This window comes from Streptosporangium carneum, assembly GCF_027922005.1.
GTDB classification, from domain to species: domain Bacteria; phylum Actinomycetota; class Actinomycetes; order Streptosporangiales; family Streptosporangiaceae; genus Streptosporangium; species Streptosporangium carneum.
In genome coordinates, this window is the sequence record NZ_BSEV01000001.1 from 25,638 (window position 1) to 45,963 (window position 20,326).

Genomic DNA, 20,326 nt, shown 5'->3' on the forward strand with positions numbered 1-20,326 from the left:
GGCGGCCTGCTGACCGTACCCCTGCTGCTGGCCGTAGCCCGGCTGCGCCGCCTGCTGACCGTAGTCGGCCTGCTGCCCGTAGCCCTGCTGCTGGCCGTACGCCCCGGTGCCGCCCTGCTGGCCGTAACCCTGCTGCTGACCGTAGTCAGACTGGGCGGCCTGCTGACCGTACCCCTGCTGCTGGCCGTAGCCCGGCTGCGCCGCCTGCTGACCGTAGTCGGCCTGCTGCCCGTAGCCCTGCTGCTGGCCGTAACCCTGCTGTCCGTATCCGGGCTGGGTCTGCCCCGGCCCGGTGTGGGACTGTGAGGCCTCCGATCGATATCCCACGACTGTCACATCGGGATCGAGTTCACCAGGGGCTCGACCCGCATTCTGTCCGTATTGCGGATGCCCCGACGGTGTGCGGTCGCGGTCGGGATCATCCTGCGGATACGGTGGCTGTCCGGTGCTCACCGCGTCACCTCACTTCGACTGCGCATGTGGCACATGTCAGACTCACATGCTTGCTGGTGCACAAGGTATCGACATAGGTGTCAACAGTCACCTTTCCGATCAGTCAGCACTCAGGTCAAGTCAGTCGGACCGCGGTGTCAGATGGAGAAGCATCCGGGTGTTTCCCAAGGTGTTCGGCTTGACGTGCTCCAGGTCGAGGAACTCGGCGACGCCCTCGTCATAGGAGGCGAGAAGTTCCGCGTAGACCTCCGGCGAGACAGGCGTTCCCTGGATCTCCCTGAATCCGTGCCTGGCGAAGAAATCGATCTCGAAGGTCAGGCAGAAGACCCGGCGCAGACCGAGGTCGCCCGCGGTGCGAATGAGCGAGGAGACGATCCGGTGCCCGATGCCCAGCCCCCGGCACCCGGGGTCGACGGCGACCGTGCGGATCTCGGCGAGGTCCTCCCAGAGGACGTGCAGCGCCCCGCAGCCCACGACGACCCCGTCCATGTCGGCCACCCAGAACTCCTGGACGTCCTCGTACAGGGTGACCGTGGCCTTCTCCAGCAGGCGCGGGCCGGCTCCGGCGTAGGTGTCGACCAGGCGCCGGATGGCGCGCACGTCCGGAGTCCGGGCGCGGCGGACCGTGATCGCCGCCGGATCCGCCTCGGACCCCTGCCCGCTCACCGGCCGCTTCTCCGCGTCCGCGCCCTCGCCCTCGGCCCGCCGTGCCGCGCCCTCGGCGTCGATTCCGGCATCGCGTACGGCCCGCGCCGAGAACTGCTCCGCAACCTGCTCCATGACCGATCAGCGTACGTCCTCGCCACCGCTTATTTACGGTTCGCCCCTAACCCTCACCCCAGGCTCACCAGATGACACACAGCGCCCCGGTGGCCACTCCGGAGCGCGCCTGACAGGGGCTCGCGGGATCCGATCTTTCACAGAAGCGCAGACCTGCGACGACCCCGCCATATGCGCCCCGGAAAGATCGAGAGCCAGCGTGACGCATATGTCGATCATGAAATGGCGTGACCTTACCGTGACATTTCAGTTGTGAAAGCTCTACCAGCTTTGCAGTTCTGGTTGAGCATGAACCTCCAATTGCACTAATGTCCGTGCTCGATGTCAGCACCGTAAAGTGCTGGACCGCCGAATCCCCGACTGGGGAACCGGGGACCCACCCTCCGCAACGTCCCCCGGGGTGAATCCGAAGTGCCACCGGCGCCTCGGTAGGGCTGCCTCCGGCCCGAACCCGTCAGCTAACCCGGTAGGCGGCCGAGAGAGGAGCCTGTTGGTGAAGCGCATGCGCAACCGTGGGAGAGAGCGCGCGGGCAGACACGCCCGCCATCGAGAACACGCGGCGCGTGGGCTCTCACGCAAGATGGCGGTCATCGGGCTGGCGTTCGCCTCCCTGACCCTCGGCACCCCCCTGGTGGCGACCGCGGATCCGCGGCCCAGCCTGCAGCAGCTCGCCAAGCAGGCCGAGAAGCTGCACACCGAGATCGAGACTCTCAGCGAGCAGTACAACGGTGAGCGGGTCAAGCTCAAGCAGGCGCAGCGCGCCGCGGAGAGCGCCAAGAAGACCCTCTCCGTCAGCCAGTCCGACCTGGCCACCCGGCGCGCCAAGGCCACCCTCCTCGCGCAGAGCACCTACATGGCGGGCGGTCTGGCCTCAGGGCTCGCCTTCACCCAGTCGTCCAACCCCGACACCTTCCTCGACCAGGCGACCGCGAACTACGCGCTCCAGCAGCAGCAGAGCGAGGAGGTCGCCCAGCTCAGCAAGTCGATCGAGGCCGCGGAACGCGCGAAGGAGAGCGCCAACGCCCGCACCGCCGAGGTCAAGGGGCTCCTGACGGAGCTCGGCGACAGGCGCACCAAGATCGAACGCCTGGTGACCAAGGTCGAGAGCAGCCTGTTCAGCGAGGTGCGGTCGCGCGCGGAGCGCAACCGGGGCAGCCGGGTCAAGATCAACGTGCCGATCGTCGGCAGCGGCAAGGCGGCCGAAGCCGCCCGTTGGGCTCTCACCCAGCAGCTCAAGCCATACGTGTGGGGAGCGGAGGGACCCAACTCCTTCGACTGCTCGGGGCTGGTGATGTGGGCCTACCAGAAGGTCGGCATCAGCCTTCCCCACTACACGGGCGACCAGTGGACGGCGGGAACCCGCGTCTCCAGGAACGAGCTCCGTCCCGGAGACCTGGTCTTCTTCTACAGTGACCTGCACCACGTCGGGATCTACATCGGCGCGGGCCTCATGGTCCACGCCCCCCAGACCGGCGACGTCATCCACATCACCACGATCGACAACCGGCCCTTCGTCGGCGGCGTGCGCATCGCCGACTGAGGCGGGCCGGGGAGCCGACCGGAGACGGGCCGAGGTCCCGAACGGCCCGCTCCGGCCCAGCGATGCCCGCCGGCCGCTCCGAGACCGCCTCCGCCGCCCGGGGAAGCGCCCCCTGCGGCCCTCAGAGGGCGCGTGACCGCGCCATGGGCCCGGGAGGGATCCCGGGGCGGGCATGGGCCGGGATCATCGGAGTCAGAGGTTCAGCCCCTCTGGGCCCCAGGAACGAAAACTCGGGACCGGAGCCGTTCGAGGACCAGGAGCCAGAGGTTCAACCGCTCCGGAGTCTGGCCGGGGCCGTTCGGAGGCTCGGGGCCGGGGACTCGGGGCCGGGGTGGTTCGGGGGCTGGTCGTGTTGGCCTGGCAGGCGGGTGACCGTTGCCCTGACAGCCGGGGACCGCGTGCCTCCACCGGGTTCGTGGTGTTCCGGGCGCCGGTACGGCGAGTGCCGGCACGGACGCGCTCGGGGCCTTCGAACGGCGCGCGCCCCGGTGAACGTCGCCGGCCGCCGCAGCGCCAGGAGCTAGATGAGCCGTCTGCGGGCGGCCCAGGCCACGGCCTCGATCGCCGTGGCCACGCCGATGCGGTCGCAGATCCCGCGAAGCCTGCGCCTGACCGTCCTGCCGCTGATGTCGAGGCGACGCCCCACCCTGTCCACGGTGACGCCTTTGGCCAGCTCCGCCAGCAACACGAGGTCCTCGTCGCTGAGACCGATCTCACCCACGCTCAGGAGGCCATCGCCGCGACGGGAATCCACTTCGGGATATGCCATCTGGAGTCGCTCCCCCCGCACCTGACTGAGGCGTGAGTTGTCTGGAATCAATGCCGCCCGTCAGGAACGGTAAACGGCTTGTTCAAAGGTCGTCAAGTTCCACTCTTCACTTAGGGAGCACGTGCCGTTGACATAGCGGGCGCTACGTGAAGTACTCATGATATGTCGGTGCCTTTACGGTTAAGCCGCAGACAAGCCAAGGCACACACCCGCAGGCGCCTGCTGGCCGCCGCGGCCGAAGTCTTCGCAGAACAAGGTTTCGCCGGGGCCTCGGTGGACGAGATCGCCTCCAGGGCCGGCCGCACGGTCGGCGCCCTCTACTCGAGTTTCACCGGAAAAGACGACCTCTTCCGTACGCTCCTCGACGAGCACGTCGCCCACCCCCTTGACGGGGACGGGGGAAACCCCCCGCAATGGGAGGACGGCGTCCCGGGATTTGCGGCATTCGGCGCATCTATGGCGGAACTAGCTGATCAACACACGATATCGAGCACGCTCGAATTGGAGTTTCTGCGCTATGCCCTGACCAGGCCCGAATTACTCGACCGACTGGCCGAACGCTGGCTGGCCCCCCGTACGGCCGTCGCCCGCATGGTGGCCCCGCACTTCGCCTCCCACGACGCGGCGGCGGTGGCGACCGTGGTCGTCGGCCTCTTCGAGGGACTGGCGATCCAGCGTCGCGCCGATCCCTCGGCTGTGCCGTCCGAGTTGTTCGCCACGGCGCTCGGCTGGCTGATGACCGGGATCGAACATGCCTCGGAGGACGGCACGGCCGAAAACCTCTCCCTCGAGAACAGGCCGCCCGAAAACCTCTCCCCCGAGGAGCCCGGCCCGGAGAACGACACACGGAGAGATGACATGTGCGGGCCCCGCGCGCCGAAGAACCGGGCACCCGGGCAGTCCGGTTGAACGGCTGCCGCCGCGTCTCGGAACGTCCGCCGGGAGCGCGCTCGCGACGCCACCCCGGCTCACACCGGAAACGCCCAGGCCCCGCACCGCCCACAGGCACCGCACAGCCCACAGGCCCCGTGCCGCCCACAGGCGCCGACCCGCCCGACGCCACGACCCGCCGCACCGCGCCGTGCACACCCCTGTGCGCGCCGGCGGACCGGTGAGGGCGCGGGCGCCGCCGACAGGTTCAGCCCTCGAGAACAGGCTCACAGACCCGGCCATGGAAAACCGACGGCCCGCGACCCGACCCGCCGAAACGGGTCAAGCCGCGGGCTCGACGGGTGAAACCGGTCAGCTTGTGGGCTTGACCAGGGGGAACAGAATCGTCTCGCGGATGTTCTTGCCAGTGAAGGCCATGATGAGGCGGTCCACGCCGACGCCCACGCCACCGGTGGGCGGCATGGCGTACTCCAGCGCGGTGAGGAAGTCCTCGTCGAGCTGCATGGCCTCGGGGTCGCCGCCCGCGGCGAGCAGGGACTGCTCGGTGAGGCGGCGGCGCTGCTCGATCGGGTCGCTCAGCTCCGAGTAGCCGGTGCCGAGCTCGGTCCCGAAGCCGATCAGGTCCCACTTCTCGGTCAGCAGCGGGTTGTCGCGGTGCGTCCGGGCCAGCGGGGAGGTCTCCAGCGGGTAGTCCATGACGAACGTCGGCTGGATGAGGGTGTGCTCGACGAGCTCCTCGAAGATCTCCTGCACGAGCTTGCCCTGACCCCACTTGGCGTCCCAGTGGATGTCGTGGGCGTCGGCGTGCTTGCGGACCTGCTCCAGCGGCGTCTCGGTGGTGATCTCCTCGCCCAGCGCCTCCGAGACCGACCCGTAGACGGTGACCCTCGGCCACTCGGGCAGGCCCAGGTCGATCTCCTGCCCCTCGTAGGTCACCACGGAGTGACCCAGCGCGGCCACGACCGCCTTCTGGATCATCCGCTGGGTCAGGTCGGCTATCCCGTTGTAGTCGAGATAGGTGCCGTAGGCCTCCATCATCGTGAACTCGGGGTTGTGGGTTGCGTCCGCGCCCTCGTTGCGGAAGTTGCGGTTGATCTCGAAGACCTTCTCGATGCCGCCGACCACGAGCCGCTTGAGGTACAGCTCGATCGCGATGCGGAGATAAAGCTCCATGTCGTAGGCGTTGATGTGGGTCTTGAACGGCCGGGCCGCCGCGCCGCCGTGGATCGGCTGGAGCATCGGCGTCTCGACCTCGAGGTAGCCCTCGTCGTGCCAGAAGTCGCGGATGGCGCGCACGACGGCGCTGCGGGTGTACGCCATCTTGCGGGCCTCGTCGTTGACGACGAGGTCCACGTAGCGCTGGCGGACGCGCGCCTCCGGGTCGGTGAGACCGGCGTGCTTCTCCGGAAGCGGGCGCAGGCACTTGGAGGTGATCGCCCAGCGGTCGGCGAGGATGGACAGCTCGCCCCTGCGGGAGGTGATCACCTCGCCCTCGATGCCGATGTGGTCGCCGAGGTCCACATCACGCTTCCACGCGGCCAGGGACTCCTCCCCCACCCTGTCCAGGGAGATCATGACCTGGAGGTCGGCGGAGCCGTCGCGGATCGTGGCGAAGCAGAGCTTGCCGCCGGTCCGCGACAGCATGACCCGTCCAGCGACGCCCACTTTGTCGCCGGTCGCGATGTCAGCGGCGAGATCGGCGTACTTTTCGCGGATCTCGGCGTTGGTCGCGGTGCGCGGGAAGCTCACCGGGTAGGGGTCGACGCCCTCTGAGCGGAGGCGGTCGAGCTTCTCCCGGCGCACGCGCATCTGCTCGGGCAGATCCTCGGCGGGGCTGGTCACTTCATCGGTCACAGGAACAAGGTTACCGATGTCCGGCTACGGGGTGTTGCGGTTATAGATCAGGCGAAGGCCGATCAGCGTGAGCCACGGCTCGTGCACGTCGATCGAGCGCGCCTCGCTGACGACGAGGGGCGCCGCGCTGCCGGTGGCGACCACGGTGACGTCGTCGGGGTCGTCGGCCAGTTCGGCCGCCATGCGCTCGACGATTCCGTCGACCTGACCGGCGAAGCCGTAGATGATGCCCGCCTGGAGCGCCTCGACGGTGTTCTTGGCGATCACCGAGCGGGGCCGGATCAGCTCGACCTTGTGCAGCTGCGCCCCGGCCGCGGCCAGGGCGTCGACCGAGATCTCGATGCCGGGGGCCGTCACCGCGCCGACGTACTCCCCCTTGGCGGAGACCGCGTCGAAGGAGGTCGCGGTGCCGAAGTCGACGATGACGCACGGCCCGCCGTACAGCTGGATGGCCGCGAGCGCGTTGACGATCCGGTCGCTGCCGACCTCCTTCGGGTTGTCCATCCTGACCGGCACCCCGGTGCGGATGCCCGGCTCGACGATCACCGCGGTGACGTCGCCGTAGTAGCGGCGGCACATCTCGCGCATCTCGTTGAGCACGGAGGGCACGGTCGAGCAGAGGACGATGCCGTCGACGTCGGTGCCCTTGAGCAGCGGCGACTGCCCCAGCAGTCCCTGGAGCACCACGGCGATCTCGTCGGCGGTGCGCCTGGCGTCGGTGGCGATCCGCCAGTGCTCGATGACCTCCTCACCCTCGAACAGGCCGAGAACGGTGTGAGTGTTACCGACATCGATGGCGAGCAGCATCAATTCCCCCGAAGGTCCAAGGCGATGTCAAGGGCGGGCGCGGAGTGGGTGAGCGCGCCCACGGCAAGATAGTCAACCCCGGTCGCGGCTACGTCACGAGCCGATTCCAAGGTCAACCCGCCGCTGGACTCGAGCCGCGCCCTGCCCGCGACCAGCCGTACGGCCTCCGCCAGCTGCTCCACCGTGAAGTTGTCCAGCAGGATCTCCTCCGCGCCCTCGGCGAGCACCGGCTCGATCTGGTCGATGCGGTCGACCTCGACCTCGATCGGCAGGCCGGGGTACGCGTCCCGGACCGCCCGGAACGCCTCGGCCACCCCACCCGCGGCCACCACGTGATTGTCCTTGATCAGCGCGGCGTCCGAAAGCGACATGCGGTGGTTGACCCCGCCGCCGCACCGCACCGCGTACTTCTCCAGGGCTCGCAGGCCGGGCAGCGTCTTGCGGCTGTCCCTGATCCGCGCCCCGGTTCCCTCGACGGCCCGCACCCAGCGGTCGGTGAGGGTGGCGACGCCGGACAGGTGGGTGAGCAGGTTGAGCGCCGTCCGCTCCGCGGTCAGCAGGTCGCGGGTCGGGCCGGTGACGGTCATCAGCACGTCGCCGCGCGCGACGCGCTCGCCGTCCTTGACCCGGCGCTCCGCCGTGAGGCGGCCCTGGCCGAAGAGGGCGAACACGCCCTCCGCCACGGCCAGCCCCGCGACGACGCCGTCCACGCGGGCCACCACGTCCGCGGTCGCGATCTGCTCCGCGGGGATGGTGGCGAGGCTGGTGACGTCACCGGCCTCCTGGACGTCCTCGGCCCTGGCGACCTCCAGCAGCGCCGCCACCTCGGCGGGGACCAGGCCCGCCTCGACCAGGTCCGCCTCCACCTGCGGCGGCAGCGCGTCTGCGCCGCGCCCGTGCGGCACGTATGTCATGGTCGTTCCCTCCGCTGTCAGGGTCACGTCGAGGTGACCGAGCCACCACTCATCGTTTCGTTCGGCGAAGTCCTCGCGCCAGTGCGACCCGCGGGTCTCCTCCCGATCGCGGGCGGCGGCCACCAGCGCGGAGGCGACCGTCAGCAGGTTCGTGGTCTCCCACGACTCCGTGCACGGCTCGACCGCGACCGGGGTCCACCTGACGTTCAGCAGGGCCTTGGCGACCTCGGTCAGGGACTCCCTGCTGCGCAGCACGCTCGCGCCCCTGCTCATGTGCCCCTGGATCCTGGTTCTGGCCCTGGGGTCGAGCAGGCCGGCGGGCCTGTCGTCGGCGACCGGCTCGCCCGGGGCGTGCCGTACGGCGCCGGAGGGCGCGGCCGTCCCCTCCTCGCGAGGCGTGGACCCCGCCGACCAGGCCTGCCGCTCGGCGTGAATGTCCTCGGCGATCCGCCGGGCGAACACCAGGCCCTCGAGGAGCGAGTTCGAGGCCAGCCTGTTGGCGCCGTGCACGCCGGTGCAGGCCACCTCCCCGCAGGCGTACAGGCCCGGCACGCTGGTACGGCCGCGCAGGTCGGTCCTGACGCCTCCGCTGGCGTAGTGGGCGGCCGGGGCGACGGGGATGGGCTGGGTGACCGGGTCGATCCCGTGCTCCAGGCAGACCGCGTGGATCGTCGGGAACCGGGTGCGCCACTTCTCCTCGCCGAAGTGACGGGCGTCGAGGTACATGTGCTCGGCGCCGGTCTCGCGCATCCTCTGCATGATCGCCTTGGCCACGACGTCGCGGGGGGCGAGGTCGGCGAGCTCGTGGACGTCCTTCATGAAGCGGACGCCCTCGGCGTCGACGAGCACCGCGCCCTCTCCCCTGACGGCCTCGGAGATCAACGGCTGCTGGCCCGTCGCGTCCTCGCCGAGCCAGAGCACGGTCGGGTGGAACTGGACGAACTCGAGGTCCCTGACGACGGCTCCCGCCCGCAGCGCGAGCGCGACCCCGTCACCGGTGGAGACGACGGGGTTGGTGGTCGCGGAGTAGACCTGGCCCATGCCGCCGGTGGCCAGCACCACGGCCCCCGCCCTGACCGCGCCGACCCCGTCGCGCTCGCCTTCGCCCATGACGTGCAGGGTCACCCCCGCCGTCCTGCCTTCCGCGTCCTTGAGCAGGTCGAGCACGAGGGCGTGCTCGATCACCTGGATGGCCGACTCGCCGACGGCCTGGACGAGCGCCCGCTGCACCTCGGCCCCCGTGGCGTCGCCGCCCGCGTGCACGATGCGGTTGCGGCGGTGACCGCCCTCCCTGGTGAGCTGGAGTTCGCCGGAGGCGTCGGTGTCGAACCGGGCGCCGGTCGCGATCAGCTCGCGCAACGCCCCCGGCCCCTCGGTGACCAGGACCCGCACCGCCTCCTCGTCACAGAGGCCGACCCCCGCGACGAGGGTGTCGGACAGGTGCTCGGCCGGTGTGTCGGCGGGGTCGAGCACGGCGGCGATGCCGCCCTGCGCCCAGCGCGTCGACCCGGAGGAGAGCACGTCCTTGGTGACGACCAGGATCTTCGCCTCCGGGTCGAGCCCGGCGTACCGCAGCGCCAGGGTCAGACCGGCGACCCCCGAGCCGACCACGACGACGTCGGCCTCGACCGTCCAACCTGGAGGGGGTGCGGTCAACCTCTGGGGAATGGCCGGGATCGTCACTGCCGCCTCCTCAAGGGGATCGTTAGAGGCACTTCAATTTCGTCAATGTGACGATAACGCCCCCGCCGCAGCGACTGTTCCCCGGGGTCCCCATCGTTTCCCCCGGCGCCCATCGCCTTCCTCGCCTCCCGCCCCGGGCATGCCCGCCTGCACCCTCGCGGTCAAAGGAAGATCTGGTCGACGCGGACGGCGCGATCTCCCGGAATGACGATCGGGTCGGCCACTTCGACCACACGTCCTCGGGAGAGCATGCGGCGGGTGATCGCAAACACTGGGACCCCGCTGCCGATGTTGAGGATCGCGCTTTCTTCGGCGTCGGGCATCCGGACAGCCGTCTCCTCGGCGATCTCGTCCACCTCGACGCCCAAGCTTCCGAGCTGTCCTATGTTGCCTCCGGGCCATGGCTCGTTTTTCGGGTCGGCCACGGCGGTGCCTTCGACGTCAGCAGCCAGCAGGCATGATCGCGACATCTGGGACGGGAGGCCTTTGGCGTAGAAAACAAATCTGCGCTCCAGCACCCTGACGCCGAGATCGACGGCGAACAAGGCGGCCAGGCGCGAGTCGGCGATGATCCATTGATAGGCCTTGTCGAGGCGGTATTCCGACCACGTGACGCCCGCATCCCTGGTGAAGGAGGTCTGAGGCACGCTCTGCGGACCGGCGTCGGCACGGTAGCGGTCCATCGAGATCCGACGGACCGGCGGGCGTTCACGAACGGTGGTGCCGCCCCGACCGCGCGTCTCGACGAGTCCTCGGTTCTTCAGGTCGTCGACGGCCTTGCGGATGACGATCTCAGAGACGTCGTACCGCTGAGCGAGGTCGGCATGCTTGGGTAGCCGCGTTCCCGGAGGGTAGTCGCCTCGCAGGATCGCCTCGCGCAGCTCGGCCGCGACGTGCTCGTAGGCATGACCCCGCACCGGCCTCCTCCTTTTCACCAGGGAGATCTTCGCCGAACGGCTTGACAGGCACGATACCGGCCTCCCATTCTCGTATACGTCAATGAATTAGCGTATACTAGAATGGGGGTTGAGTGACAATCCCGCATGATCCGGCACATCTCGCACACCTGACCTTTCGATGGCGCGATAAGCACTGGCACCTCATCGAGGAACCAGAGCCTGTCGTGGTCCTCGTCAGCGATCACCTGTCGAAAGGGGACCGCCACCCGACCAAGGAGAGCGCCGAGACAGCCTTCTGGGTCCCCGTGACGGACGCCCTCCTCTCCCATCCTGAACGTCTGGCCAGCGCGAAGTGGCCGGACACCGAACTCGCCGTAGTGAGCGATCACGATGATCACGTTCACCTGGCGGAGAAAACCCACCGGAGCGGTTCCTCGCCAACATGCCAGGCGTGGACGCTCGCCGACGCGGAGACAGGCGTCACCGCTTTTCTCAACCGGCTGCGCCTGCTGACAGGAGCACCCCCTTCCGACGAAGCCATCCATCCGACGAATCCTTGACCAAGAAGGTGCTCACTCGCTCGGTATCGCCCCAAGCGCGCCACCACACGGGCGGCCATCGCTGGCCAGATGCAGTCACCCGCATCACGCGAAGAGCCCGAACTTTCCCGAACAGAGCGGACCTGCCGGACGCACCATCGCCGGACGGGTTCTCAAACGGACTCAGGAGGTCCGATCCATGGAGAATGCCAGAGCCATCCTGCCTGGTCAGACGATTCCGGGTTGGCGACTGATCATCAGTGACGCCGGGCGCTTCTGGGCGAGGCGGCAGAGCCCGTTCCCGGTCGAGGCACTGTGGGCCGGGGCGGATCCGGCGGTGGACGCCGACACCTTCGCGGAGGTCCAGGTCGCCGTGGAGCGACAGGAAGAGATCGCCCGGCAGGCGGCCTCGTGATCTGGCGGCGTTCCTCGCGCACGGCGGGCCGTCACCGCACCGGCCTGCCTCACACCACCGTCCACCGCCGCCTGTGGGAGGGCCCCGCCCGTGCCGAAGCCGAGCGATTGGAACGTTCCTGGCCTGCCTGGACGGTCCTGTACAGCCTGGGCCGCCGCCGTTTCTACGCCCTGAGCTCCTGGCCGACCCCGCAGCCGGTGATCGTCGAAAGCGACACCGCCGAGGGCCTGGAGGAACGGATGCGCGAAATCGAGAGGACCCTGACCTGGCAGACGCCGTACCTGAGCGCGACGTCCACCGACAAGCACCCGAACCTCCCGGACAGGCACAGCGACCCGGACGGACACAGAGGTTTGGGCGGGTACGGCGACGCCGCTTCCCTGCCGCCCCCGATTTCCTCGGCTTTCGTGGTCCCCCTGGCGTCCACCGCCGGAGCCCGCCATCCGCTCGCCGTCCAGAGGGCCGCGTGATCCCGCGCGCCGACCTCCAGGTCGAGGTCTGACCACCCAGGCCGCTCCCGAGCCACCGCTGCAGGCACCCGGCCGGATCCACATCCGGCCAGGCCCTTCCCGCCCCGGCGCATCCCCCTGTCCCCGGAACGCGTGCCCCCACCACGTACTAACCTGACCTCACCGTCACACCCACACTGACCAACCAAGCCAGAAATGTCCGAATCAGCGATAGTGATGTTTTTCAACCTCTCGCGCCGATAAACCCGCAGGTCAGTAAGGTGCTCCCCGCGCACGCGGGGATGGTTTGGTCGGTGGGGTTGTGTGCGGCTTCTCGTGAACCGTCCCTCTGGGGACGTCCTACTGGAGGACGCTGTGAAGTTCGTCACCCCTCAGGAGGCCGGGAGGGGCGGCGGCGGGGTCGGGGCCGAGGTCGACGATGCGGTTGTCCGCGTCGACGTGCACGACCTTGGGCTCGAAGGTCCGGGCCTCGGCGTCCTCGAGCTGGCCGTACGCGATGATGATCACCAGGTCGCCCGCGTGGACTAGCCGGGCGGCCGCGCCGTTGATGCCGATGACGCCCGAGCCCCTGGGGCCCGCGATCGTGTAGGTCACCAGCCTGGCGCCGTTGTCGATGTCCACCACGTGGACCTGCTCGCCGGGGAGCAGGCCCGCCGCGTCCAGCAGGTCCTCGTCGATGGTCAGCGATCCCACGTAGTGCAGGTCGGCCTGGGTGACGGTGGCACGATGGATCTTGGACGTGAGCATGGTGCGGAGCATGCGTCGATCACCTCTCGCTCGGTCGCGCCGTCCGGTGACGTGCGCGCCTGCGCGGAATATATCCGAGCGTTCGGAGAGGCGGTTGCGAGGTCCCGCTCCCCCGTCCCGGGCGTCACAGCACGTCACACGCGCCCCGGGGAAAGCCCGAAGACGTGTCAGAGGGCGACCGTCACGTTGTCGATCAGCCTGGTCGTCCCGACCTTGGCGGCCAGGGCCAGGATCGCCTCGCCCTCGTGGTCCTCCTCGACCTCGGCGAAGGTCGCCGGGTTCACCAGGACCAGGTAGTCGAGCGCCACCTCGGGCTCGGCGTCGAGCACGGCGCGCGCGGCCCCGAGGACCTCCCCGGGCGTCCGCCGCTCCGCGCCGGCGAACAGCGCCCTGGACAGGGTCAGCGCCACGTGGCGCTCGTGTGAGGACAGGTAGCGGTTCCGGCTGGACAGCGCCAGGCCGTCCGCCTCGCGCATCGTGGGCGCCCCGAGGACGGAGATGGGCAGGTCGAGGTCGGCGACCATCCTGCGGATCATCGCCAGCTGCTGGGCGTCCTTCTGCCCGAACACCGCCATGTCCGGCTGGACCAGGTTGAACAGCTTGAGCACCACGGTCAGCACGCCGTCGAAGTGTCCCGGTCTGAACGCCCCCTCGACGATCGTGCCCATCCTCCCCGAGGAGACCGCGACCTGCCGGTCCGGCGCGTACATGTCCTCGGCGGACGGGGCGAACACCACGCTCACGCCCTCGTCCGCGCAGATCTCCAGGTCGGTGTCGAACGTCCGGGGGTAGCGGGAGAAGTCCTCGTTCGGCCCGAACTGCAGTGGATTGACGAAGATGCTCACCGCCACGTGGTCGGCCTGCTCACGGGCGAGGCGCATGAGCGAGCGGTGCCCCTCGTGCAGCGCGCCCATGGTCGGCACCAGCGCGAGTGTCCCCCCGGAGGGGGCCCCGACCCCCAGGGTCCGCTTCGCCTTGACCAGCCCGGCGCGGTCGCCGGCCACGATCACGTCCATATGTTTCCTCCCAGGGCGTCGAGGAGGCGCTCGGCGGCCTCGGGCTTGAGCAGCCCGGCCGCCAGCGCGCGGTCCGCCGTGAGCCTAGCGAGGGCGACGTAGGCGTCCGCCGCCTCGGGTGCCGCGAGGATCAGCGCGTCCACGTGCTTGCGGACCGTCCCCGCGTCGCCGCGCACCACGGGACCGGTCAGCCCGGCGATGCCCAGACGCAGCACGTTCTCCAGCGCCGCCCCGAGCAGCGGGCCGAGCATTCGCCCTGGATGCTCGACCCCGATCTTCTCCAGCAGTTCGGACGACTCCGCGACGAGCGTCACCATGTGGTTCGCCGCGCCCGCCAGGGCGGCGTGGTAGAGCGGCCGGTCGGCGTCGGCGATCCAGACGGGTTCGCCCTCCATCTCGATGACCAGCGCCTCGGCCACGGGCCTGAGCAGGTCGGGCGCGGTGACGCCGTACGAGATGCCGGTGAGGCGTCTCAGGTCGTCGTCCTTCCCGGTGAAGGTCATCACCGGATGGAGCGCCAGCGGGAGCGCTCCCGCCTTGGTCGCGGGGTTCAGCACCGCCAGGCCGTACGCGCCGCTGGTGTGCGCCACGAGCTTGCCGCGCAGCTCCGCTCCGGTGCCGGCCAGGCCGGAGACCAGGTCGGGCAGCACGTCGTCAGGGACCGTGATGAGGATGAGGTCCGACTTGGCCACCACGTCCTCGGGCCGGGTCGGCGTGACGCGGAGCCGCTCGACGGCTCGCTCCCTGGAGGAGTCGGAGACTCCGCTCGCCGCGACGACCCTGTGTCCCGCCCGCGCCAGCGCGGCGCCGAGCGCCGAGCCGACCCGGCCTGCTCCAACCACTCCGACGGCCAGCCGCGCCGGGCGATCGACTGCGTCCATGACGTCCCGTCCTTTGACCAGATGGGGGCTCCATGCCCAGTTGACCAGCGTAACGGGCACGGCCCTCCGGACCGCGTGAAGCCACGTGTCCGAAAGCGGCGACGCCCGCCCTCCCCGGTGGAGGTCCGGCGGAGGGCGGGACCCCCTGGCGGGGGCCGCCCTCCGCGCGGAGATCCGGTCTCCTCCAAGTGGATCACAGCGGGCCACGGCGGATCCGCCGCCCCCTGTCATGACCGCCTTCATGACCGCCTTGGCGCGATCACGTGTCGCGCGCGCCGCCGCACGTGTAGCGTCGGTTGGCGTGTGGCTCACCTGGCGTGCCGCGACGGAGCGGGCACTCTACGGCGAGAACGGCTTCTACCTGCGCGAGCGCCCCTCCGCCCATTTCAGGACGTCGGTCGGCGCCTCGGCCGTCCTCGCCGGGGCCGTGCTGCGAGAGCTGATCGCCGTCGACGCCGAGCTGAACGGCCGGTACGCGACCGGCCCGGCGGGGACCCTCGCGGACGAGCGGTCCGCCCTTGCCCGCCGGGGAGACACCCGGACCGGCGAACGGCCCGCGCCGCCTGTCCCGGGAGACGTCCGGCCGGGCGAACCGCTCGGGCCGCCTGTCCCGGGAGACGTCCGGCCGGGCGAACCGCTCGGGCCGCTCGACCTGGTCGACGTGGGCGCGGGAGAGGGCGCCCTGGCTGCCGGGGTGCTCGCCGCCGCGCCGCCCGAGCTGCGCTCCCGCCTCAGGGTCACCTGCGTGGACCTGGCCCCCAGACCCGCGGAGCTGCCGGAGGAGATCGTCTGGACGGCCGCGGTGCCCGAGGGCGTCCGCGGGCTGGTGATGGCCAACGAGTGGCTGGACAACGTTCCCGTGGACGTCGCCGAGCAGACACGGGAAGGCCCCCGGCTCGTCATGGTCGACCCCTCGAGCGGCGCGGAACGGCTCGGCGACAGGCCGGAGGAGGCCGACCTGGCCTGGCTGGACCGCTGGTGGCCGATGTCGGCCGTGGGCGGGCGGGCCGAGATCGGCAGGCCGCGCGACGAGGCCTGGGTCTCGGTGATCGCACGGCTGGCACGTGGCCGTGCGATCACCGCCGACTACGCCCACCGGTCGGACGCCCGCCCGCCGTACGGCACGCTGATCGGTTACCGCGACGGAGGGCTCGTCGCGCCCGTGCCCGACGGATCGTGCGACATCACCTCGCACGTCGCCCTGGACGCCTGCGCGGCGGCGGGAGTGCGGGCGGGGGCGACCTCGACGGTCCTGACCACCCAGCGGGACGCCCTACGCGTCCTCGGCGTCACCGGAGCCCGCCCGTCTCTCGACCTGGCCCGCAGCGACCCCGCGGGCTACCTGCGCGCCCTGGCGAGAGCCTCGCAGGAGGCGGAGCTGATCGCTCCCGAGGGGCTGGGCGGCTTCGGCTGGCTGTCCCAGACCCGCGCCTGACCGGGCGGGACCGCCCCGGCCCACGTCCGCACCCACGTCCGCGCCCGCCTCATGCCCGCCTCATGCCCGCCTCATGCCCGACGCGCGTCTGACCGTCGAGGCCCGTACGGCGGGCGTCCGAAACGGGAACGGGCGTCTCGGCCACCCCCCGTGCGGGCGACGACCGTCGGCGCGGCCGGGGAGCGCTCTCTCAGACCCGCGCCTCAAGGGCCGTCAGCCCCCGGATGACATAGCCCGGTTTCCATGAGGGCTCGATGACGAGCTCCAGCTTGGGGGCTCTGCGGAGGAGGGCGCCGAACGACTCCGCCAGTTCGATCCTGGCCAGCGGGGCGCCCAGGCAGAAGTGGATGCCCGCGCCGAAGGAGATGTGCGGGTTGTCGGCCCGGCCCACGTCGAGGCGGTCGGGGTCGGCGAACACCTCGGGATCGCGGTTGGCCGAGCCGAACAGCAGTGCCACCTCGGCGCCGCGCGGGATGTCGACTCCGCGGACCGTGACGTCCTCGAGCACCCAGCGCTCGAACATCTGCAGCGGGGTGTCCCAGCGCATCAGCTCCTCGATCGCCGTGGGCAGCAGGCCGTGGTCGGCGCGGAGCCGTTCCAGCTCGGCCGGGTTGCGGAACAGCGACCACCAGCCGTTGCCGGTGACGTTCACGGTCGCCTCGTGCCCGGCGTTGAGCAGCAGCACGCAGGTGCCCACCAACTCCTCCTCGGTGAGCCTGTCGCCCTCGTCCGCGACCAGGGCCAGCGCGCTGACCAGGTCGTCGCCGGGGTCCGCTCTGCGGGCGCGGGCCAGCCCGACGAGGTAGGCGGAGAACTCCTCCGCGGCCCGTACGGCGGCGCGCTGGACCTCGGCCGACGGGTTGAGCTCGTACATCCCGCAGATGTCGGCCGACCAGGGACGCAGCAGGCGGTGGTCCTCCTCCGGCACGCCGAGCATCTCGGCGATCACGGTCACCGGGAGCGGCTCGGCCACCTCGGCGATGAGATCCCCTCCGCCGCGCTCGACGAAGGCGTCCACGAGCTCCCCGGCGATCCTGGCGACCCTGGGACGGAGCGCCTCGACCATGCGCGGGGTGAACGCCTTGGAGACGAGGCGGCGCAGCCGGGTGTGGACCGGCGGTTCGACGTCCAGCATCCCGGCCCTGATCACCCGCCAGAACGGGTCCTGGAACCCGGGGTCGTCCGGCCTGCCGAACTCGGCGTGCGTGGCCACGTGCAGGTAGGAGCGGCCGAGCCGGCGATCGCGCAGCAGCGCGTTGACGTCGGCGTGCCGGGCGACCAGCCACTGGCCGGTCGGCTCGAAGAGGCTGACCGGCCTGCGCCGTCTCAGCTCGGCGTAGACGTCATAGGGATGGGCGACGAACTGCGGATCCCACGGGTCGAACTCCACCGGGCCATCGTAAGCGCCTACCGCTCCTGCGCCTCGGGCCCGCGCGGCCCGGCCTGCGGCCCGGGTTCCCCCTCCGCCGCCCCGTGCGCCTCCACCGGCTGCCCGCCGGCCGACCCGCGGCGCGCCCGGATGTTCAGCAGCTCGACCACCAGCGAGAACGCCATCGCGAAGTAGATGTAGCCCTTGGAGATGTGCTGCTCGAGGCCCTCCGCGATGAGCACCACGCCGATCAGCACCAGGAAGGACAGCGCGAGCATCTTGATCGACGGGTGCTTGTCCACGAAGCGGCTGATCGGCCCCGAGGCGAAGAGCATCACGACGACCGCGACGATGACCGCGATGACCATGACGGCGAGCTCGTCGACCATGCCGACCGCGGTGATCACCGAGTCGAGGGAGAACACGATGTCCAGCACCATGATCTGGAGGATGACCGACGTGAAGGAGGGGACCACCGTCCTGCCGCCGCCCGAGTGGCCGGAACCGCCCTCGGTGTGGCCGTGGATCTCGTGGACGCTCTTGGCCAGCAGGAACAGGCCGCCGAGGATCAGGATCAGATCTCGCCCCGATATCTCCTGACCGAGGACCTCGAACAGCGGGTCGGTGAGCCGCACCACCCACGACAGCGCCAGCAGCAGCGCGAGGCGGCTGACGAGGGCGGCCAGCAGGCCCAGCCTGCGGGCGTTGTCGCGCTGTTCGGGGGGGAGTTTCCCCGCCAGGATCGAGATGAAGATGATGTTGTCGATGCCCAGCACGATCTCCAGCGCGATCAGGGTGAGCAGCCCTATCCAACTCGCCGGGTCGGTCACCCAGTCCATCGTGCCTCCAGTCCTCGGATCCTCGTCAGGGCGACCGCGCGCCGTCACCGTGCCCGCCGCTCACGGCGACGCCGTCACCGTCTTCACCGTCCACGGCGACTCCTGCACCGCGCCCGCCGCTCAGCCGCCGGTACGGCGAGCGGTGGCACCGGGCCGGCCTGCGCCCGCGAGCGGTGCGTGACCTGGTGAACGTTCCCGGTCACAGCACCAGACGATCCGGCACGGCCGGAAGTTCCTCCGGATCACCACCGAAACCCCTCTTTTCGGCCTGTCCTGACCTCTTCCCGGACCTTCCCCGCCCCCGCCCCCTCTTCCACCCCCTCTTTTGAACCTCTCCTCCGAGCCTCTCGCCCCTTCTCTCCGGTCCTGTTCACCCTGGCTTCTCCGACTCGGTTCGCCGCGTTCTCTCCCGCCCGGCGCACCCGTGGCCCACGTCGCCCTGTCTCTCCCCACACGACCGCCGTGCCGGTTCCCGGGACTTGCCAAGCACGGCCCGAGTGTGGGTATAGTCCGATTCGTAGGTCATGAGTGCCAGTGACAAGCCCCGGCTCGCTGGCCGGCAACCCTCGCGTCCGCGGCGGGGTGCCCCGGGTGAGGACCTGGTCCGGCACGAGGTGTGTCGGGCAAGCGCGGGCTCCATGCACCAACGCCGATGGCTTGGGGTCCGATGACCTCCAAGGAGAGCCGGCGTGTCCGCACTGACGATCTTCACCTCCACCGCTTCCGCCACCGGAGCCCCTCTCGCCTCGGCGGACGCCGCCGCGACCGTGACCGTCCCCGCGAGCCGCGTCTGCGACGACCGGCGGATCCCCTCGGTGCTCGGCGCGGACCTGGAGGTCCCGGTGAAGGGCGGCAGGCTCGTCTCCTACGCCAACCTCGACTACGCCGCCAGCGCCCCCTGTCTCGAGCCGGTGAGCGCCGCCGTCGCCGCCGCGCTCCCGGCATACTCCAGCGTCCACCGCGGCGCCGGGTACGCGTCCCAGCTGACCACCGCCCGTTACGAGCAGGCCAGGCACACCGTGCGCGCCTTCGTCGGGGCACGCGCCGACGACTCGGTGATCTTCACGAGGAACACGACCGACGCCACCAACCTGCTGGCCCGCAGCCTGCCCTCGGGGACCACCACCGTGGTCTTCGACACCGAGCACCACGCCTCGCTGCTGCCGTGGGCCGACGTCGTGCGGCTGCCCGCCCCCGCCTTCCCCGGTGAGGCGGTGCGCGCGGTCGACGACGCGCTGGCCGGGATCGAGGGGCCCAAGCTGCTGGTCGTGACCGCCGCCTCCAACGTGACCGGCGAGCTGTGGCCGATCGCCGCCCTGGCCCACATCGCCCACCGTCACGGCGCCCGCATCCTCGTCGACGCCGCCCAGCTCGTCCCGCACCGCCGCCTCAACCTGACCGCGCTCGACCTGGACTACGTGGTCTTCTCCGGTCACAAGCTCTACGCCCCGTTCGGCACGGGCGCGCTGATCGGCCGTTCCGACTGGCTCTCCGCGGCGGAGCCGTACCTCAGGGGCGGCGGCGCGGTGCGGGCCGTGAACGACGACGAGACCGAGTGGCACTCCGACCCCGAGGCGCGCCACGAGGCGGGCACGCCGAACGTGCTGGGCGCGATCGCGCTGGCCGCCGCCTGCGACGCCCTGAGCGCGACCGGCTGGGACGTGCTGGTGCGTGAGGAGGAGCGGCTCCTCGGCCGTCTGCGCGCCGGAATCGCGGGCATCGAGGGCGTCCACGAGCTGTCCCTGTGGGGTCCCGACCACGCCCGCGTCGGCATCGTCTCCTTCGTGGTCGACGGGTTCACCGCCCGCGAGGTCGCCGAGGCCCTGTCCGGCGAGTACGGCATCGGCGTCCGCGACGGCAAGTTCTGCGCCCACCCCTTCGTCCGCCACCTCCTGGGGGCCAAGGACGGCGGCTGCGAGGACGTCACCGCCTCCGCGGTGCGCGCCTCCATCGGCATCGGGAGCACCACCGAGCACGTCGACCGCCTGATCACGGCTCTGCGGGATCTTGTCTCGCGTCGATGAC

19 protein-coding genes and 2 riboswitches are annotated in these 20,326 nt (G+C 70.5%); of the genes, 8 read left to right on the forward strand and 11 right to left on the reverse strand.

The window, feature by feature from the left end:
- A partial coding sequence (locus PKF00_RS00120; RefSeq protein ID WP_271215228.1) for a hypothetical protein occupies positions 1-306 on the forward strand: 306 nt, incomplete at its 5' end.
- 267 nt (positions 307-573) lie between these two features.
- Here PKF00_RS00120 and PKF00_RS00125 read toward each other — a convergent pair.
- The gene (locus tag PKF00_RS00125) at positions 574-1,119 is read right to left on the reverse strand and encodes an amino-acid N-acetyltransferase (protein ID WP_271216324.1); all 546 of its coding nucleotides are present in this window, start codon (positions 1,117-1,119) and stop codon (positions 574-576) included.
- Positions 1,120-1,569: 450 nt separating this feature from the next.
- A riboswitch (cyclic di-AMP (ydaO/yuaA leader) is annotated at positions 1,570-1,721 on the forward strand.
- Positions 1,722-1,735: 14 nt separating this feature from the next.
- Here PKF00_RS00125 and PKF00_RS00130 point away from each other — a divergent pair.
- Positions 1,736-2,773 carry a C40 family peptidase gene (locus PKF00_RS00130; protein ID WP_271216325.1) on the forward strand — a complete coding sequence of 346 codons (1,038 nt, stop codon included), beginning with the start codon at positions 1,736-1,738 and terminating at the stop codon, positions 2,771-2,773.
- Between the two features lie 520 nt (positions 2,774-3,293).
- On the opposite strand, the gene PKF00_RS00135 is transcribed toward PKF00_RS00130, so the two are convergent.
- Positions 3,294-3,494, reverse strand: a complete 201-nt coding sequence (locus tag PKF00_RS00135; protein WP_031157992.1) for a LuxR C-terminal-related transcriptional regulator — start codon at positions 3,492-3,494, stop codon at positions 3,294-3,296.
- 210 nt (positions 3,495-3,704) lie between these two features.
- On the opposite strand from PKF00_RS00135, the gene PKF00_RS00140 reads away from it, so the two are divergent.
- Positions 3,705-4,451 carry a TetR/AcrR family transcriptional regulator gene (locus PKF00_RS00140; RefSeq protein ID WP_271215230.1) on the forward strand — a complete coding sequence of 249 codons (747 nt, stop codon included), beginning with the start codon at positions 3,705-3,707 and terminating at the stop codon, positions 4,449-4,451.
- Between the two features lie 333 nt (positions 4,452-4,784).
- Here the strand turns inward: PKF00_RS00140 and lysX are convergent, their stop codons facing one another.
- The 4 genes from lysX to PKF00_RS00160 form a co-directional block, all read right to left on the reverse strand.
- Positions 4,785-6,287 (reverse strand): bifunctional lysylphosphatidylglycerol synthetase/lysine--tRNA ligase LysX, encoded by a 1,503-nt coding sequence (lysX, locus tag PKF00_RS00145; protein WP_271215231.1) that lies wholly within the window; start codon positions 6,285-6,287, stop codon positions 4,785-4,787.
- Positions 6,288-6,311: 24 nt separating this feature from the next.
- Positions 6,312-7,094, reverse strand: a complete 783-nt coding sequence (locus tag PKF00_RS00150) for a type III pantothenate kinase (protein ID WP_271215232.1) — start codon at positions 7,092-7,094, stop codon at positions 6,312-6,314.
- Positions 7,094-9,691 (reverse strand): L-aspartate oxidase, encoded by a 2,598-nt coding sequence (locus tag PKF00_RS00155; protein WP_271215233.1) that lies wholly within the window; start codon positions 9,689-9,691, stop codon positions 7,094-7,096. Before PKF00_RS00155 ends, PKF00_RS00150 begins: the two co-directional genes overlap by 1 nt.
- Positions 9,692-9,852: 161 nt before the next feature.
- Positions 9,853-10,608 carry a GntR family transcriptional regulator gene (locus PKF00_RS00160; RefSeq protein ID WP_271215234.1) on the reverse strand — a complete coding sequence of 252 codons (756 nt, stop codon included), beginning with the start codon at positions 10,606-10,608 and terminating at the stop codon, positions 9,853-9,855.
- A 113-nt stretch (positions 10,609-10,721) separates the two neighbouring features.
- Between PKF00_RS00160 and PKF00_RS00165 the strand changes: the two genes are divergently transcribed.
- From PKF00_RS00165 to PKF00_RS00175, 3 genes are all read left to right on the forward strand, one after another.
- Positions 10,722-11,150 carry a hypothetical protein gene (locus PKF00_RS00165; RefSeq protein ID WP_271215235.1) on the forward strand — a complete coding sequence of 143 codons (429 nt, stop codon included), beginning with the start codon at positions 10,722-10,724 and terminating at the stop codon, positions 11,148-11,150.
- 178 nt (positions 11,151-11,328) lie between these two features.
- Entirely contained in the window at positions 11,329-11,544 is a 216-nt protein-coding gene (locus PKF00_RS00170; protein WP_271215236.1) for a hypothetical protein, read from the forward strand.
- Positions 11,541-12,014 carry a hypothetical protein gene (locus tag PKF00_RS00175; RefSeq protein WP_271215237.1) on the forward strand — a complete coding sequence of 158 codons (474 nt, stop codon included), beginning with the start codon at positions 11,541-11,543 and terminating at the stop codon, positions 12,012-12,014. Before PKF00_RS00170 ends, PKF00_RS00175 begins: the two co-directional genes overlap by 4 nt.
- A gap of 339 nt (positions 12,015-12,353) precedes the next feature.
- Here PKF00_RS00175 and panD read toward each other — a convergent pair whose 3' ends face one another.
- The 3 genes from panD to PKF00_RS00190 form a co-directional block, all read right to left on the reverse strand.
- On the reverse strand, positions 12,354-12,773 hold the full coding sequence (gene panD, locus PKF00_RS00180) for an aspartate 1-decarboxylase (RefSeq protein ID WP_271215238.1): 420 nt from the start codon (positions 12,771-12,773) through the stop codon (positions 12,354-12,356).
- Between the two features lie 155 nt (positions 12,774-12,928).
- The gene (gene panC / locus PKF00_RS00185) at positions 12,929-13,777 is read right to left on the reverse strand and encodes a pantoate--beta-alanine ligase (protein WP_271215239.1); all 849 of its coding nucleotides are present in this window, start codon (positions 13,775-13,777) and stop codon (positions 12,929-12,931) included.
- Positions 13,768-14,658: a Rossmann-like and DUF2520 domain-containing protein gene (locus PKF00_RS00190; RefSeq protein WP_271215240.1), complete on the reverse strand. Its 891-nt coding sequence runs from the start codon at positions 14,656-14,658 to the stop codon at positions 13,768-13,770. The genes panC and PKF00_RS00190 overlap by 10 nt, the downstream gene beginning before the upstream one ends.
- Positions 14,659-14,959: 301 nt before the next feature.
- Here PKF00_RS00190 and PKF00_RS00195 point away from each other — a divergent pair, with 301 nt between their 5' ends.
- Complete coding sequence (locus tag PKF00_RS00195; RefSeq protein ID WP_271215241.1) at positions 14,960-16,093, forward strand: SAM-dependent methyltransferase; 1,134 nt, start codon at positions 14,960-14,962, stop codon at positions 16,091-16,093.
- Positions 16,094-16,283: 190 nt separating this feature from the next.
- Here the strand turns inward: PKF00_RS00195 and PKF00_RS00200 are convergent, their stop codons facing one another.
- Both PKF00_RS00200 and PKF00_RS00205 read right to left on the reverse strand, forming a co-directional pair.
- Complete coding sequence (locus tag PKF00_RS00200) at positions 16,284-17,483, reverse strand: cytochrome P450 (RefSeq protein ID WP_271215242.1); 1,200 nt, start codon at positions 17,481-17,483, stop codon at positions 16,284-16,286.
- Positions 17,484-17,500: 17 nt separating this feature from the next.
- Positions 17,501-18,301 carry a TerC family protein gene (locus tag PKF00_RS00205; RefSeq protein WP_271215243.1) on the reverse strand — a complete coding sequence of 267 codons (801 nt, stop codon included), beginning with the start codon at positions 18,299-18,301 and terminating at the stop codon, positions 17,501-17,503.
- A 520-nt stretch (positions 18,302-18,821) separates the two neighbouring features.
- Positions 18,822-18,937, forward strand: a riboswitch (SAM riboswitch).
- 53 nt (positions 18,938-18,990) lie between these two features.
- Here PKF00_RS00205 and PKF00_RS00210 point away from each other — a divergent pair.
- A complete protein-coding gene (locus PKF00_RS00210) occupies positions 18,991-20,325 on the forward strand; it encodes an aminotransferase class V-fold PLP-dependent enzyme (protein ID WP_425582204.1) in 1,335 nt (444 codons plus the stop codon).
- Position 20,326 lies beyond the last annotated feature (1 nt).

Bases quoted from the DNA above. Each gene is read 5' to 3' on its own strand.
- PKF00_RS00130 (WP_271216325.1), top strand. From the start codon at position 1,736: ATGCGCAACCGTGGGAGAGAGCGCGCGGGCAGACACGCCCGCCATCGA.
- PKF00_RS00140 (WP_271215230.1), top strand. From the start codon at position 3,705: ATGTCGGTGCCTTTACGGTTAAGCCGCAGACAAGCCAAGGCACACACC.
- PKF00_RS00150 (WP_271215232.1), bottom strand. From the start codon at position 7,094: ATGCTGCTCGCCATCGATGTCGGTAACACTCACACCGTTCTCGGCCTG.
- PKF00_RS00170 (WP_271215236.1), top strand. From the start codon at position 11,329: ATGGAGAATGCCAGAGCCATCCTGCCTGGTCAGACGATTCCGGGTTGG.
- panD (WP_271215238.1), bottom strand. From the start codon at position 12,773: ATGCTCCGCACCATGCTCACGTCCAAGATCCATCGTGCCACCGTCACC.
- panC (WP_271215239.1), bottom strand. From the start codon at position 13,777: ATGGACGTGATCGTGGCCGGCGACCGCGCCGGGCTGGTCAAGGCGAAG.
- PKF00_RS00190 (WP_271215240.1), bottom strand. From the start codon at position 14,658: ATGGACGCAGTCGATCGCCCGGCGCGGCTGGCCGTCGGAGTGGTTGGA.
- PKF00_RS00205 (WP_271215243.1), bottom strand. From the start codon at position 18,301: ATGGACTGGGTGACCGACCCGGCGAGTTGGATAGGGCTGCTCACCCTG.